Source organism: Cellulosimicrobium sp. XJ-DQ-B-000 (genome assembly GCF_031119065.1).
In the GTDB taxonomy this organism is placed as follows: domain Bacteria; phylum Actinomycetota; class Actinomycetes; order Actinomycetales; family Cellulomonadaceae; genus Cellulosimicrobium; species Cellulosimicrobium funkei.
In genome coordinates this window covers 128,035-141,994 of sequence record NZ_JAVHYN010000001.1, presented here as the reverse complement: position 1 = coordinate 141,994, position 13,960 = coordinate 128,035, and the positions used below count along the sequence as shown (strand labels likewise).

Below are 13,960 nucleotides of genomic sequence, written 5' to 3'. Positions count from 1 at the left end.
GTGCCGTGGGACCTTCCGCTCGTCCCGGCGGGTGACGCCGGGGCCGAGCTGACCGCCGGGCAGGACGGCGCGACGATCCGTCGCTCCGTCCTGCCCGGCGGGGTCCGCGTGCTCACCGAGTCGATGCCGGGCCTGCGCTCGGCGACGGTGGGCGCGTGGGTCGGCGTCGGCTCGCGCGACGAGACCGACGGCCACTTCGGGTCGACGCACTTCCTCGAGCACCTGCTGTTCAAGGGCACGGCCCGCCGCTCCGCGATGGACATCGCCGAGGCGTTCGACGCCGTCGGCGGCGAGGCCAACGCGGCGACGGGCAAGGAGCACACGTGCTACTACGCGCGCGTGCTCGACGCCGACCTCCCCATGGCGGTCGACGTCATCACCGACATGGTGACCTCAGCGCGCCTGGACCCCGACGAGCTCGAGACCGAGCGCGGCGTGATCCTCGAAGAGCTCGCGATGAACGACGACGACCCCTCGGACGTCGTGCACGAGGAGTTCGCCGCGGCGGTCCTCGGCGGACATCCGCTCGGGCGGCCCATCGGCGGCACCCCGGACACGATCAACGCCGTGCCCCGGGACGCCGTGTGGGAGCACTACCGCTGGCACTACCGCCCCGAGACGCTCGTCGTCGCGGCGGCGGGCGGCGTCGACCACGACACGCTGGTCGAGCAGGTGGGCACGGCGCTGCGCGACGGCGGCTGGACGCTCGACGCGTCCGGCGCACCCCGCGCGCGGCGCGACCCCGCGGACCCCGCCCTGGTGGGCGTCGGGGCCGCGAGCGTCGAGCTGTCGGTCCACCGTGCGGTCGAGCAGGCGAACGTCGTCATCGGCGGCACCGGACTCGCCGCGACGGACGACCGCCGCTTCACGCTCTCCGTGCTCAGCGCCGTCCTCGGCGGCGGCATGAGCTCGCGGCTCTTCCAGGAGATCCGCGAGCGGCGCGGCCTCGCGTACTCGACCTACTCGTTCGCGTCCGGCCACGGCGGCATCGGCACGTTCGGCCTCTACGCCGGGTGCGCGCCGTCGAAGGTGGACGAGGTGACCGCGCTGCTGCACAGCGAGCTCGACCGCCTCGCGGCCGACGGCATCACCGGCGCGGAGCTCGACCGCAGCATCGGCCAGCTCTCGGGCGGCATGGTCCTCGGCCTCGAGGACTCCGGCTCGCGCATGAGCCGGCTCGGCAAGGCCGAGCTCGTCTACGGCGAGCTCCTGAGCGTCGAGGAGTCGCTCGACGCGATCCGCTCCGTCACGGCCGACGACGTGCAGAAGCTCGCCGACGACCTCGCGTCGCGCCCGCGCTCCGTGGTGCGCGTCGGGCCGTTCGGCGACTGACCCCGCCTCCACGGCGTCTCGCGGCGGCCGTCCTCCTCGCGGAGGGCGGCCGCCGTCGTGCTGTGGGCAGACCCACTGCCCGGTGCGGCGGACGAGGCACCGGTCGACGCGCGCTGCGGCGATAGGGTGACGGGCGTGAGCGAGCAGAGCACCCCCGCGCCCGATCCCGCACCGACCGCCCCCGGCAGGGAGCCCGGTCGCCCGCTGCGGGTCGCCGTCCTGGGCGCCGCCGGACGCATGGGCGCGACCGTCTGCGCCGCCGTCGAGGGCGCGGCGGACCTCGAGCTCGTCGCGCGCCTCGACGCGGGCGACGAGGTCGCCGCCGCGACGCTCGGCGGCGCGGACGTCGCCGTCGACTTCACGGTCCCGGCCGCGACCGAGGCGAACGTCCACGCGCTGATCGACGCGGGCGTGCACGCCGTCGTCGGGACCACGGGCTGGACGGAGGAGAGCCGCGGTCGCGTCGTCGCGCACCTCGGTCGTGCTGCCGCGGCGGGCGCGCCGGGGCTCGGCGTGCTCATCGCACCCAACTTCGGGCTGTCCGCCGTCCTCGCGATGACGTTCGCCGCCAAGGCCGCGCGGTACTTCGAGTCGGCCGAGGTGATCGAGCTCCACCACCCGGACAAGGTCGACGCGCCGTCCGGCACCGCGCGGCACACCGCCGCGGCGATCGCCGCCGCGCGCGCCGACGCCGGTCTCGGGACGGGCCCGGACGCGACCGAGACGGGCTGGGAGGCGCGCGGCGCCGACGTCGACGGCGTGCGCGTGCACGCCGTCCGTCTGCGCGGCCTCGTCGCGCACGAGGAGATCCTGTTCGGCAACACGGGCGAGCAGCTCGTCATCCGGCAGGACTCGTTCGACCGGGTCTCGTTCATGCCGGGCGTCCTGCTCGCGGTGCGCGAGGTCGTGGGCCGGCCCGGGCTGACCGTCGGCCTCGAGAACGTGCTGGACCTCGCGTGAGCCTGCCCGGCGGGTCGACCGGCCCGGACGGCCCCGGGCCCGGGGACGGCGGCTCGCGCGGCCGGTCGCGCGCCGGGCGCCCGTGGAAGGCGATCGTCGGGGCGGTCCTCGTCACGGTCCTGCTCGCGCTCTACGTGTGGCAGGTCGCGGGACGGTCCGCGGCCCTCATCGGCACGGGCGAGCCCGTGGCCATGGCGATCGGGGCCGGCGTGCTCGTGCTGCCGCTGCTCGTCGTCGGCCTGGTCGGGCGCGAGTTCCTGCTCGCCGGGACCGTGCAGCGCATGGCCGACGACCTCGCGGACCGCGGCCGCCTGCCCGTCGACGACCTGCCGCGCTCGCCGGGCGGCCGGATCGACCGCGACGCCGCCGACGCGGCCTTCGGCCCGTACCGGGACGCGGTCGACGCCGACCCGACGAGCTGGGAGGCGTGGTACCACCTCGCGTTCGCCTACGACGCGGCGCGCGACCGCCGCCGCGCGCGGGAGGCGCTGCGCAAGGCCGCGGCGCTCTACCGCGCGCGGCGCCGGGCCTGACGGCGCCCGGGCACGCGCGTCACAGGCTCGTCCAGCAGTAGAGCCGGTGCCCCGCGTCGTCGGCGCGAACGCACAGCGCCGCGAGCCGGTGCAGCGCGTCGGCGAGGCCCGCGGGGTCCGACCCCTCGAGCTCCTCCGTCGCCGCCCACCGCACGGCGACCTCGTCGAGCGCGGCGGGCGTCGCGGAGGCGAGCGCCCCCACGAGCACGTCCGTCACGGAGACCACCCACGGCCCCTCGTCACCTCCGGTCGCGACGAGCGAGCCGTGGCGGGCGTCCGCCGTGACCTCGGCGTACGGGCGATCGGTGAGCAGGCTCGCCAGGGTGCCGAGGACGACGAACGGGTCGATGCCCTTGAGCTCCACGGTCGCGAAGCCCGGCTGCGTGGTCAGCGGGTCGGGGGAGGCCGGTCCCGCCTGGGCGGCGAGCGCGGCCCGTGCGTCGTCCGGCGCGGCGAAGTAGTCGGTGAGGATGCCCATGGCGGACGATCCTCGCAGGTCACGGGGACGAGCGGGTCACGGGCGTGTCACGGCTGCGTGACGCGGGGTCCCGCAGTCGTCAGATCTCGGCCGTCCAGCGCCGCTCGACGACGTCCCGGAGCCCGGTCGCGAGCGTCCGGGTGCGCCCGTCGGGACCGAGCCCGGACCCGGCGAGGAACGCCTCGCGCGCGGCGTCGCCGTCGAGGACCCACGTGACGACCTCGTCCGCGCCGTCGCGCCGCAGCCGGTCGACGGCCGCCGCCAGCAGGCGCGACCCGTGCCCGCCGCGCTGGTGGCGCGGTTCGACCTCGAGCGCGAGGACCTGACCGGGCGCGACCGCGGCGAACCCCACGACGTCCGCCCCCGCGCACGCGACGAGCACCGCGAAGCCGGGACCGGGCGGCGAGGAGATCGCGGCGGCCCACTGCTCGCGCATCCGCACGGTGTCGAGCGCGTCGAGGACGTCGTCACCGAGCACGTCGGCGTGCGAGGAGCGCCACGCCCCGACCTGGATCGCGGTCATCGCGACGTCGTCGCCGGGCACGGCAGGGCGGACGGAGACGTCGGCGGTCTCGCGGAAGAGGCTCACGGGTTCACCCTACGAGACCCGGCCGGGCGCCGGGACGGCCTCAGCCCCAGCCGAGCGCGCGCAGGCCCGCGGCCGTGACCGCGGCGAGGACCACGACGACGATGAACGGCGCGCGCAGCGCGAGCGCGACGGCCGCGACGCCCAGCGCGGGCAGGCGCGCGTCGACGACGAGGGCCTGCCCGTCGCCGACGGTCTGCACCGTGACGAGCGCTGCGAGGAGCGCGGCGGTGACGAGCGCGGCGGTGCGCGCGACGCGCTCGTCGGCGAGCCAGTGCTCGGGCACGAGGTGGCCGGCGAGCTTGAGCGCGAAGCACACCGCGGACGCGGTGAGCACGACGACCCAGACGGTCGCTGAGGTCACGAGGGCTCCTCTCCGCGGGGACCGGCCGCGGTCCCCGCACGGTCGGCGGCCCGTCGGCGCCGCGCGTCGACCTGACCGATGACGACGGCGACCGCGGCCGCCGCGAGCACCGGCACGCCGCCCGGTGCGACCGGGACGAGCGCCGCGGCGACGACCACCGCCGCGGCCGCGGTGAGCTGCATCGCGCGCGTCGCGAGCCGCGGCCACAGCAGGCCGAGGAACGCGGCCGCCGCGGCGGCGTCGAGCCCCCACGCGCGCGGGTCGCCCAGCGCGTCGCCCGCGAGCGCCCCGACGAGCGTCATCGCGTTCCAGAGGACGAAGATGCCGACGCCCGTCCACCAGAAACCGGCCCGGACGGCGCGCCGGGACCGTTGCGCGGTCGCGACGGCGGTCGACTCGTCGATCGTGAACTGGGCCGCGACGACCTTGTGCCACGAGCGCAGCGCGAGCAGCGGGCCGAGCTGCGCGCCGTAGAGCGCGTTGCGGACGCCGAGGAAGCCCGCCGTGGTGATCGCGGCGACCGGCGCGCCCCCGGCGCCGACCACGCCGATGAGCGCGAACTGCGAGCCGCCCGAGAACATGAGCAGGCTCAGCGCCATGGTCTGCACGACGTCGAGGCCCGCGACGACCGACAGCGCGCCGAACGAGATGCCGTACAGGCCCGTCGCGACGGAGACGGACACGGCCTGGCGGACCGCGGCGCGGACCTCGTCCTCGACGGCCTGCTCGGCCACGTGCTCGACGGCGTCCGGCACCCCGACGACGTCCGGCACCCCGACGGCGTCCGGTACGCCGACGACGTCCGGCACGTCCGCGGCGGCCGCCCGCGCCACGTCGGGCGCGGGGTCGGCGCGGGGGCGGGGGACGTCGTCGGGCCGGCTCATGCGTGCGGGTCGGCCGGGCCCTCGCCCGCGGCGGCGGCGTTCGCCGCGCGCTGGTGCGCGGTGAGGGACATGCGGTCGATGAGCGCGAGGGCGAGCGCCGAGAGGACGAACGCGAGGTGGATGAGCGTCTGCCACATGAGCTGCGTCGGCGTGTAGCGGCTGCTGTCGATGAACGTGCGCAGCAGGTGGATCGACGAGATGCCGACGATGGACATCGCGAGCTTCGTCTTGAGCACGTTCGCGTTGACGTGGCTCAGCCACTCGGGCTGGTCGGGGTGGCCCTCGAGCCGGATGCGCGAGACGAACGTCTCGTAGCCGCCCACGATGACCATGATGAGCAGGTTGGAGATCATGACGACGTCCACGAGCCCGAGCACCGCGAGCATGATCTCCTCGGCGCCGAAGCTGACCACCTCGTGCGTCGCGTGGTCCGTCGCGCGGCCCGTGAAGCCGCCTACGACGAGCAGCCACAGCTCCTTGAGGAACTGCCACACGTAGACCACCTGGGCCACGATGAGGCCGAAGTACAGCGGCGCCTGGAGCCAGCGCGACGCGAAGATCATGTACCCGACGGTGGTGACGCGGGCGCTGGGCGAGGGGACGTTCGGGCTGGTGGTCAACGCGGGCGTCGAGGGCACGGGCGTGGGCTCTCCGGGAGTCGGTGGCGGCGGACGGCGACGACCGTCCGGCGCGCGGGGCACCGGTCACCGGTCGTCACCGGGGCGTCAGGGTACCAACGCGGCGTGAGGGCCCCGCAGGCCCGCCCGCGCTGCCGGAGACGAGGACGGCCCGGCCGCCCGTCGAGCACGGAGACCGCGACCGGGATCGTCGGATCCCGGTCCGTGACCCCGTGCTCGGCGGCGGCGGGGGGCCGCGGGGGGGAGAGAGAGAAGGGGGGCGACGTCAGAGGGCGACGTAGACCGTCTCCAGGTACTCCTCGAGGCCGGCCTCGCCGCCCTCGCGGCCGAGGCCGGACTGCTTGAGCCCGCCGAACGGGGCGCTCGCGTCGGACACGAGGCCGCGGTTGACGCCGATCATGCCGGCCTCGACCTCCTCGGAGACGCGTACGGCCCGGTCGAGCGACGTCGTGTACGCGTAGGCGACGAGCCCGTACTCGGTCGCGTTCGCGAGCGCGATGCCCTCGTCGTCGTCGCCGAACGCGACGACGGGCGCCACCGGGCCGAAGATCTCCTCGGTGACGACGCGCGCGTCCGGGTCGACGCCCGACAGGACGGTGGGGGAGTAGAAGTACCCGGGGGAGCGGGGCCGCTCCGCGCCGGTGAGCACCTGGGCCCCGCCGTCGACCGCCGCGTCGACGAGCTCGGCGACCTTGTCGACGGCCTTCGCCTCGACGAGCGGCCCGACCTGCGTCCCGTCCTGGGCGCCCGGCCCGACCCGCAGGTCCGCGAACGCGGCGGCGAGGCGCTGGGAGAACTCGCGCGCGACGGCGTCGTGCACGAGGAAGCGGTTCGCCGCCACGCACGACTGCCCGGCGTTGCGGAGCTTCGCGATCACGGCGCCCTCGACCGCCGCGTCGAGGTCGGCGTCCGCGAACACGAGGAACGGGGCGTTGCCGCCGAGCTCCATCGAGGTGCGCAGCACCTGGGCGGACGCCTTCTCGAGCAGCGTGCGCCCGACGGGCGTCGAGCCGGTGAACGACAGCTTGCGCAGGCGCTCGTCCGCGAGGAGCGGCTCGGTGACGTCGGCGGCGCGCGACGACGGGACGACGTTGACGACGCCCGTCGGCAGGCCGCGGTCGGCGAGCTCGGAGCGGATCACCTCGGCCACGAGCGCCGTCGTGAGCGGGGTGAGCCGCGCGGGCTTGACGACGACCGTGCACCCGGCGGCCAGCGCCGGGCCGATCTTGCGCGTCGCCATGGCGATCGGGAAGTTCCACGGCGTGACGAGCAGCGCGGGCCCCACGGGCCGGCGGAAGACGAGCTGGCGGTTGCCGCCCGCGGGCGCGGTCCGCGCGAGCCCGTCGGCGCGGACCGCCTGCTCCGCGTACCAGCGCAGGAAGTCGGCGCCGTAGAGCACCTCGGCGCGCGCCTCGGCGAGCGGCTTGCCGCACTCGGCCGTGATGAGCGCGGCCACGTCGTCGGCCCGCGCGACGACCCGGTCGTAGACGGCGCGCAGCACCTCGCCCCGCTCGCGCGGGGGCGTCGCGCGCCACGCGGGCGCCGCACGGTGCGCGGCGTCGAGCGCGCGCAGCGCGTCCGTCGGGCTCGCGTCCGCGACGTCGAACAGCGACTCCTCGGTCGCCGGGTCCTCGACCTCGAAGGTCCGCCCGCCCTCGGCAGGACCCCAGTGGCCGTCCACGAGCAGCCCGGTGGGCACGTGGGCGACGAGGGCGGGGGAGAGGTTCGACGTCGAGGCGGGGCGGGACATGCTCCGAGTATCGCCCTGGGGGTCGCGGGGACGCACCCGGGCGAGCGGTGCGGGGCGCCGTGCCCGTGCCCCGGGCGCCGCCCTGTCGCTGCCGGACGGGCGCGGTGCGACGACCCGCCGCACGGTAGTTTGTGCACATGGTCCTTCCCGCCACCCCCGCGCGCCCGTTCGGTGCCGTCCTCACGGCCATGGTCACCCCGATGACGCCCGACGGCGCCGTCGACCTCGAGGCGGCGGCCCGGCTCGCGAAGCGCCTGGTGGACGACGGGAACGACGGCCTCGTGCTGAGCGGCACGACGGGCGAGTCGCCCACGACCCACGCCCCCGAGAAGCAGGACCTCGTGCGCGCCGTCGTCGAGGCGGTCGGCGACCGCGCGGCGGTCCTCGCGGGCGCCGGGTCCAACGACACCGACCACGCGCTGCGCATGGCCGAGCAGGCCTCCGAGGCGGGGGCGGACGGGCTCCTCGTCGTCACCCCGTACTACTCGCGCCCCGGCCAGGAGGGCGTCTATCGCCACGTCGTCGCGATCGCCGAGGCGGCGGACCTCCCCGTCATGCTGTACGACGTCCCCGGCCGCACCGGGGTGCGCATCGCCCCCGACACGTACGCGCGCCTCGCGGCGCACGAGCGGGTCGTGGCGACCAAGGACGCGACGGGCGACGTCTACGCCGCCGCGAAGCTCGCGGCATCGACGGGCCTCGCCTTCTACAGCGGCGACGACGGGCTGCTGCTCCCGTTCCTCGCGCACGGCGCCGCGGGTATCGTCTCGGTGTCGGCGCACGCCGTCGCGCCGCAGTTCGCGGAGGTCGTGCGCCGCTTCGACGCCGGCGACCCGGCGGGCGCGCTCGAGGTCTTCCTCACCACGACGCCCGTCATCGACGCGCTCAACGGTGCCGGCTTCCAGGCCGTCATGGCCAAGGCCGCCGTCGAGCTGCTCGGCGTCACCGACAACCGTTTCCTGCGCCTGCCGAACGTCGCGGCGACCGAGGACGACGTCGCGCTCGTGCGCGACGCCCTCGCCGCCGCGGGCGTGCTCGCGGGCGCGACCACCGCGGCAGACGCTGCCGCACCCACGAACTAGCGAGGGCAGGAGCCCTCGAAACCCCCGGCTCAGCCACGACAGGAGGCCCCGTGAGCCATCCCCACCCCGAACTCTCCCTGCCTCCCGAGCTCCCCGCCGGAGGGCTGCGCATCGTCGCCCTCGGCGGTCTCGGTGAGGTCGGCCGCAACATGGCCGTCCTCGAGTACGACGGGCGCCTGCTCGTCATCGACTGCGGCGTCCTCTTCCCCGAGGACAACCAGCCCGGCGTCGACCTCATCCTCCCGGACTTCGACTACATCGCGGACCGGCTGGACGACATCGAGGCGATCGTCCTCACGCACGGCCACGAGGACCACATCGGCGCCGTGCCGTACCTGCTGCGCCTGCGCCGCGACATCCCGCTCGTCGGGTCGCAGCTCACGCTCGCGTTCGTCGAGGCGAAGCTCAAGGAGCACCGCATCTCGCCCGTGACCCTCGCGGTCAAGGAGGGGCAGGTCGAGCAGCTCGGCGTGTTCCGCTGCGAGTTCGTCGCCGTGAACCACTCGATCCCCGACGCGCTCGCGGTCGCGGTGACGACCGGCGCCGGGACCGTGCTGCACACGGGCGACTTCAAGATGGACCAGCTCCCGCTCGACGGGCGCATCACCGACCTGCGCGCGTTCGCGCGCCTGGGCGAGCAGGGCGTCGACCTGTTCATGGTCGACTCGACCAACGCCGAGGTGCCCGGGTTCGTCACGCCCGAGGTCGAGATCGGCCCGGTGCTCGACAACGTCTTCGCCGCCTCCGAGAAGCGCATCATCGTCGCGTCGTTCTCGTCGCACGTGCACCGCGTGCAGCAGGTCCTCAACGCCGCGCACCACCACGGCCGCCGCGTCGCGCTCGTCGGGCGCTCGATGGTCCGCAACATGACGATCGCGTCCGAGCTCGGGTACCTCCACGTGCCCGAGGGCGTGCTCATCGACCTCAAGAAGGTCGACTCGCTGCGCGACGACGAGATCGTGCTCATGTGCACGGGGTCGCAGGGCGAGCCCATGGCCGCCCTGTCGCGCATGGCGAACGGGGACCACAAGGTCCAGGTCGGCCACGGCGACACCGTCATCCTCGCGTCGTCGCTCATCCCGGGCAACGAGAACGCCGTCTTCCGCATCATCAACGGCCTCACGCGCCTCGGCGCGCGCGTCGTGCACGGCGGCAACGCCAAGGTGCACGTGTCCGGCCACGCGAGCGCGGGCGAGCTCCTCTACTGCTACAACGTGCTCAAGCCCAAGAACGTCATGCCGGTGCACGGCGAGGTCCGTCACCTCGTCGCCAACGGGGCGCTCGCGGTCCGCACGGGCGTGCCGGCCGACCGGGTCGTGCTCGCCGAGGACGGCGTCGTCGTCGACCTCGTCGACGGGCGCGCGTCCGTCGTGGGGGCCGTGCCGTGCGGGTACGTGTACGTCGACGGGTCGAGCGTCGGCGAGATCACGGACGCCGAGCTCAAGGACCGCCGCATCCTCGGCGAGGAGGGCTTCGTCTCCGTGTTCGCCGTCGTCGACTCCGCGACGGGCAAGGTCCTCGCGGGGCCGCAGATCCTCGCGCGCGGGTTCGCCGAGGACGACAAGGTGTTCCAGGACATCCAGCCCGAGGTCGTCAAGGCGCTCGAGGACGCGATCGCCGGCGGTGCGACGGACACGCACCAGCTCCAGCAGGTCATGCGCCGCGTCATCGGCCGGTGGGTCTCCAACCGCCTGCGCCGTCGTCCGATGATCGTCCCGGTCGTCGTCGAGGCGTAGCCTCCGCGACCGGCGTCGGACCGGTCTCCGCCCAGGTCGGGGCGCCAGTATGCTGGCGCCCCGACCAGCGCAGGAGGCACCCCTTGACGCACCACGACCCCTCCGGGGTCCCGCCCTACGGACAGCCCGGCGGCCCCGTCCCCGGTCAGCCTTCGGCGCCCGGCCGGCCGGTACCGCAGTACGGCGCGTACGGCACCGCGCCCGTCCCCGCGTACGGGCAGGCGGCTCCCTCGCCCGCGGGTCCCTCCGCGCTGACGCCGCCCTCGGCACCCGTGTACGGGCAGCCGACGGCCCCGGCATACGGCGCGTACGGCGGCGGGTACGGCTACGTCCCGCGACCACCCGTCCCCGGGGGCCTCGCGACGGGGACGATCGCGCTCGCGGTCGCGGTCACCGCCGTGCAGGTGCTGGCCTGGGTCACGTCGTTCCGCGCGGCCGAGGAGTTCGAGCGCGCCGCCCGCGCCGGCACCCCGAGCGCCGAGGTCCTCACCGGGTACGACGCCGTGGGCCTGCTGCTCCTTCCCGTCCAGCTCGCCGCGGCGATCGTGACGTGCCTGTGGCTGTGGCAGAGCCGCGTGCTCGCCGAGGCCGTGTCGCCCGCGCACGGGCACGCGCGCAGCCGGGTGTGGGTCTGGCTCGGGTGGATCGTGCCGGTCGTCGCGTTGTGGTTCCCGTACCAGGTCGTGCGCGACGTGCGCGCCGCGACCGTCGTCGCCCCGCGCCGCGGCCTCGGGTGGTGGTGGGCCGGGTGGATCCTGTGGAGCGTCGCGACGAACGTCGCCACGCAGCTGACGACGCTCTCCTCGGCCGGTGCGGCCGGGACCTTCGCGCTGCTGCCCGTCGCGGAGACGGTGGGCACCGCGGGCGTCGTCCTCGCGCTCGTCCTGTGGGTGCGCACCGTCCGCGAGATCACCGCGGGCCAGCGTGCCGCCACGGGAGTCGACGCCCGGTGACCGCGCGTCCGCTCGCCGTGGGCAGGCGGACGGGCCTGCTGCTCCCGGCCTAGGTGTCGGCGTCGCGTCGCACGAGCCCCGGACCGACGGCGGCGAGCGTCGCGGCGTAGCGCGCCGCCCGGGCGTCGTCCCCGCCGGGCACGAGGCCCGCGAGCTCGAGCGAGACCAGGCCGTGCACGAGCCCCCAGAGGCCGAGCGCGACGTCGGCGGCACCCGCGTCCTCGGGGACGAGGCGCGCGACGGCGTCGCGCAGCGCGCGGAACGTGGGCTCCTCGACCGCCTCGGGCCGGTCCGGCCCCGGCCGGACGCCGCGCGCGAACATCACGGCGTAGAAGTGCGGGTCGGCCAGCGCGAAGTCGCGGTACGCGCGACCGAGGGCCGCCAGGTCGGCACCGGGGTCGTCGGTGCGGGGGACCGTGGCGAGGTGTGCGGCGAAGCGCCGGAAGCCCTCCGCGGAGACGGCGGCGACGAGCTCGTCGCGGCTGCCGAAGAGCGCGTAGACGGCCGACGCGCTCGTCCCGGCCTCGGTCGCGACCGACCGGACCGTCACCGCGGCCTCCCCGTGCGTGGAGACGGCGCGCGACGCCACGTCGAGGAGGCGGTCGCGCAGGGCGTCGTCGTGCAGTCGGGGTCGTGCCACGCGCCGAGTCTAGGGGCCTTGACGAGCGTTCGCGAACGATGTTCTATAACAGTGTTCGCAAACCGGTGCGCGAGCTCTCGCGCCGCTCCCTCGGAGGTCCCCGTGCTCGAGCTCACCGACGCCGCCCGCCTCACCGCCGGCATCGTCCTTCTCACCGTCGTCGGCATCGAGTCCGGCGGGGCCTTCCTCGTCCGGGTCGTGACACGGCGGGTCCCGGCCACCGCGTTCCAGACGTCGTTCTTTCGCGCCGGGCACGCGCACGCGGGGGTTCTCGTCATCCTCGGTCTGGTGTGCCTACTCCTCACGGAGGCCACGGGCCTCGCCGGCCCCTGGCGCTGGCTCGCGGCGACCGGCGTGCTCGTCGCGGCGATCCTGCTCCCGGCCGGCTTCTTCCTGTCGGCCGTCGGCCCCGGTCGCGAGACGCCGAACCGGGCCGTCGCGCTGCTGCCCGCGGGGGCCGTCGTCCTCGCGGCGGGCGTCGTGACGCTCGCCGTCGGCCTCTTCCTCGGCTGACCGCGGGACTGCGCCGTGGGTGCTGCCCGCTACGGTTCCGGCATGACCACCGCCGAGGACTTCGTCCCGCTCGACCCCGTCCGTCTCGTCACGCTGGCCCAGGGGTGGAGCATCATCTACTCGCCCGGCGGGCCGGAGTGGCACCACCACCAGGGTGCGCTCGAGCGGCACGGCGTCGAGGGCTCGGGCTACGACTTCTCCGGCGCGCTCCAGGCCACGCTGACCGACCACGAGCCGGACGTGCTGGGGGCCGTCGGGTTCGACCCCGAGGGCGGCATGGTGAGCGTCTACGGCTCCGACCTCGACGCCCTGCACGTCGCGGCGCGGCACCTGCACCGCCTCGTCACCGACGAGCGGGCCCTCGACGCGGCGCTCGCCCGGTCGGTCGAGCTCGGGCTCGACGACTAAGCGCGGAGCGCGGCGGGTCCAGGAGGCCTCGTGTCGTCGGACCGCGGCTCCGCGATCCGGGCACGACCGCTCGGGCGGCCTCAGCGCGCGCGCAGCGCGGCGAGCTGCTCGTCGTGCCACGTCGCGACGTAGCCGGTGAGCCGGTCGTCGGCCACCACGGCGTCCGTGTGCACGACCGCGTGCTCCAGCGCGTCGAGGTAGGCGCGGTCGGCCGCGAAGCGCGCGGCGACGGCGGCACGGCCGACGGCCGGGCTCCCGTGGCCCGGGACGAGCGCGTCGACGTCGCGCGCCGCGAGCTCGAGCGCGTCGAGCGCCCCGCGGTACGTGCGCACCGGGTCGCGCGACCCGGTGTCGACGAGCGGCACCTCCACGTCCGAGAGCATGTCGCCCGCGAGCAGCACGCCCCGCACGACGAGCGCCGCGTGGCCCGGCGCGTGGGCGTCGTGCTCGACCACGACGACGTCGGTCTTCCCGTCGGCCTGCGCGTCGGCTCGCTCCTCGGCCTGCCCGGGGTCCGGTGCTGTCGGCCACGGCAGGCGTCGTGCGCCGCGGGGGAGCGGCGTGAGCGCGCCGACGAGCGTCGGGTCGTGGCCGGGCGCGGCGGCGTCGGTCGCGGTGACCAGGTCCGCTCCCCGCGCCCGGACGGCGTCGGCGCCGCGGGCCGTGGCGTAGCGTGGGGCGTCGCCCAAGGAGCGGGACCACAGCACGTGGTCCCAGTGCGGATGGGTCGCGAACCCGGCCGTCACGCGCCAGCCGCGGCCGTGGACGGCGGCTGCCAGCGCCTCGACCTCCTCGACCGTGACCGCGGGGTCGACGACGAGCGCCGCGCCGTCGGGTGCGACCACGACCGTCGACGTGGTGGCCCAGATCGTCGCGGTGGCCACCCAGACCCCCGGGCGGACCTCCACGAGGTCGCGCGCGTGCGCCTGCTCGCCGTCCGTGGTCGCGTCGGCGGTGCTGCGCCGCACGCCCGCGTGATCGTCCATCGGTCCTCCGCTCGTCCTCGCGGGACCGGGTCGCGGGCCCGTGCCCGAACCCCGGTCCGCCGGGGACACGCGCCCCGGGGTCCCGGGCGCCGTCGTCCCCCGCAGGTAGGTTAGGAC

At 75.7% G+C, this 13,960-nt stretch carries 16 protein-coding genes; 8 read left to right on the top strand and 8 right to left on the bottom strand.

What is annotated here, in order from left to right; translation table 11 throughout:
* The 3 genes from RDI86_RS00660 to RDI86_RS00650 all read left to right on the top strand — a co-directional run bounded on the left by RDI86_RS00660 (position 1) and on the right by RDI86_RS00650 (position 2,825).
* Entirely contained in the window at positions 1–1,332 is a 1,332-nt protein-coding gene (locus RDI86_RS00660) for a pitrilysin family protein (protein ID WP_308820402.1), read from the top strand.
* A 204-nt stretch (positions 1,333–1,536) separates the two neighbouring features.
* Positions 1,537–2,292, top strand: coding sequence for a 4-hydroxy-tetrahydrodipicolinate reductase (gene dapB / locus RDI86_RS00655; RefSeq protein ID WP_034656111.1), 756 nt, complete (start codon positions 1,537–1,539; stop codon positions 2,290–2,292).
* Between the two features lie 92 nt (positions 2,293–2,384).
* Positions 2,385–2,825 (top strand): hypothetical protein, encoded by a 441-nt coding sequence (locus RDI86_RS00650; protein ID WP_076406606.1) that lies wholly within the window; start codon positions 2,385–2,387, stop codon positions 2,823–2,825.
* A 19-nt stretch (positions 2,826–2,844) separates the two neighbouring features.
* Here RDI86_RS00650 and RDI86_RS00645 read toward each other — a convergent pair whose 3' ends face one another.
* The 6 genes from RDI86_RS00645 to RDI86_RS00620 form a co-directional block, all read right to left on the bottom strand.
* Positions 2,845–3,303 carry a hypothetical protein gene (locus tag RDI86_RS00645; protein ID WP_194218093.1) on the bottom strand — a complete coding sequence of 153 codons (459 nt, stop codon included), beginning with the start codon at positions 3,301–3,303 and terminating at the stop codon, positions 2,845–2,847.
* A 79-nt stretch (positions 3,304–3,382) separates the two neighbouring features.
* Positions 3,383–3,892, bottom strand: coding sequence for a GNAT family N-acetyltransferase (locus tag RDI86_RS00640; RefSeq protein ID WP_043658083.1), 510 nt, complete (start codon positions 3,890–3,892; stop codon positions 3,383–3,385).
* 40 nt (positions 3,893–3,932) lie between these two features.
* Positions 3,933–4,253, bottom strand: coding sequence for an AzlD domain-containing protein (locus tag RDI86_RS00635; RefSeq protein WP_043658086.1), 321 nt, complete (start codon positions 4,251–4,253; stop codon positions 3,933–3,935).
* Positions 4,250–5,137, bottom strand: a complete 888-nt coding sequence (locus RDI86_RS00630) for an AzlC family ABC transporter permease (RefSeq protein ID WP_285845853.1) — start codon at positions 5,135–5,137, stop codon at positions 4,250–4,252. Before RDI86_RS00630 ends, RDI86_RS00635 begins: the two co-directional genes overlap by 4 nt.
* Positions 5,134–5,757, bottom strand: a complete 624-nt coding sequence (locus tag RDI86_RS00625) for a TIGR00645 family protein (protein WP_051028262.1) — start codon at positions 5,755–5,757, stop codon at positions 5,134–5,136. The genes RDI86_RS00630 and RDI86_RS00625 overlap by 4 nt, the downstream gene beginning before the upstream one ends.
* A 283-nt stretch (positions 5,758–6,040) precedes the next feature.
* Entirely contained in the window at positions 6,041–7,525 is a 1,485-nt protein-coding gene (locus RDI86_RS00620) for an NAD-dependent succinate-semialdehyde dehydrogenase (RefSeq protein ID WP_308820401.1), read from the bottom strand.
* A 137-nt stretch (positions 7,526–7,662) separates the two neighbouring features.
* Here RDI86_RS00620 and dapA point away from each other — a divergent pair, with 137 nt between their 5' ends.
* The 3 genes from dapA to RDI86_RS00605 all read left to right on the top strand — a co-directional run bounded on the left by dapA (position 7,663) and on the right by RDI86_RS00605 (position 11,296).
* The gene (gene dapA, locus RDI86_RS00615; RefSeq protein WP_308820400.1) at positions 7,663–8,607 is read left to right on the top strand and encodes a 4-hydroxy-tetrahydrodipicolinate synthase; all 945 of its coding nucleotides are present in this window, start codon (positions 7,663–7,665) and stop codon (positions 8,605–8,607) included.
* 50 nt (positions 8,608–8,657) lie between these two features.
* A complete protein-coding gene (locus RDI86_RS00610) occupies positions 8,658–10,343 on the top strand; it encodes a ribonuclease J (RefSeq protein WP_034655491.1) in 1,686 nt (561 codons plus the stop codon).
* An 83-nt stretch (positions 10,344–10,426) separates the two neighbouring features.
* Positions 10,427–11,296, top strand: a complete 870-nt coding sequence (locus tag RDI86_RS00605) for a DUF4328 domain-containing protein (RefSeq protein WP_308820399.1) — start codon at positions 10,427–10,429, stop codon at positions 11,294–11,296.
* Between the two features lie 49 nt (positions 11,297–11,345).
* Here RDI86_RS00605 and RDI86_RS00600 read toward each other — a convergent pair whose 3' ends face one another.
* On the bottom strand, positions 11,346–11,936 hold the full coding sequence (locus RDI86_RS00600) for a TetR/AcrR family transcriptional regulator (protein ID WP_308820398.1): 591 nt from the start codon (positions 11,934–11,936) through the stop codon (positions 11,346–11,348).
* Between the two features lie 102 nt (positions 11,937–12,038).
* Here RDI86_RS00600 and RDI86_RS00595 point away from each other — a divergent pair, with 102 nt between their 5' ends.
* Together RDI86_RS00595 and RDI86_RS00590 are read left to right on the top strand one after the other, a co-directional pair.
* Entirely contained in the window at positions 12,039–12,449 is a 411-nt protein-coding gene (locus RDI86_RS00595; protein ID WP_061267555.1) for a hypothetical protein, read from the top strand.
* 42 nt (positions 12,450–12,491) lie between these two features.
* A complete protein-coding gene (locus RDI86_RS00590; protein WP_061267556.1) occupies positions 12,492–12,857 on the top strand; it encodes an Imm51 family immunity protein in 366 nt (121 codons plus the stop codon).
* 80 nt (positions 12,858–12,937) lie between these two features.
* Here RDI86_RS00590 and RDI86_RS00585 read toward each other — a convergent pair whose 3' ends face one another.
* Positions 12,938–13,843 carry an MBL fold metallo-hydrolase gene (locus RDI86_RS00585; protein ID WP_308820397.1) on the bottom strand — a complete coding sequence of 302 codons (906 nt, stop codon included), beginning with the start codon at positions 13,841–13,843 and terminating at the stop codon, positions 12,938–12,940.
* Between the last annotated feature and the right edge of the window lie 117 nt (positions 13,844–13,960).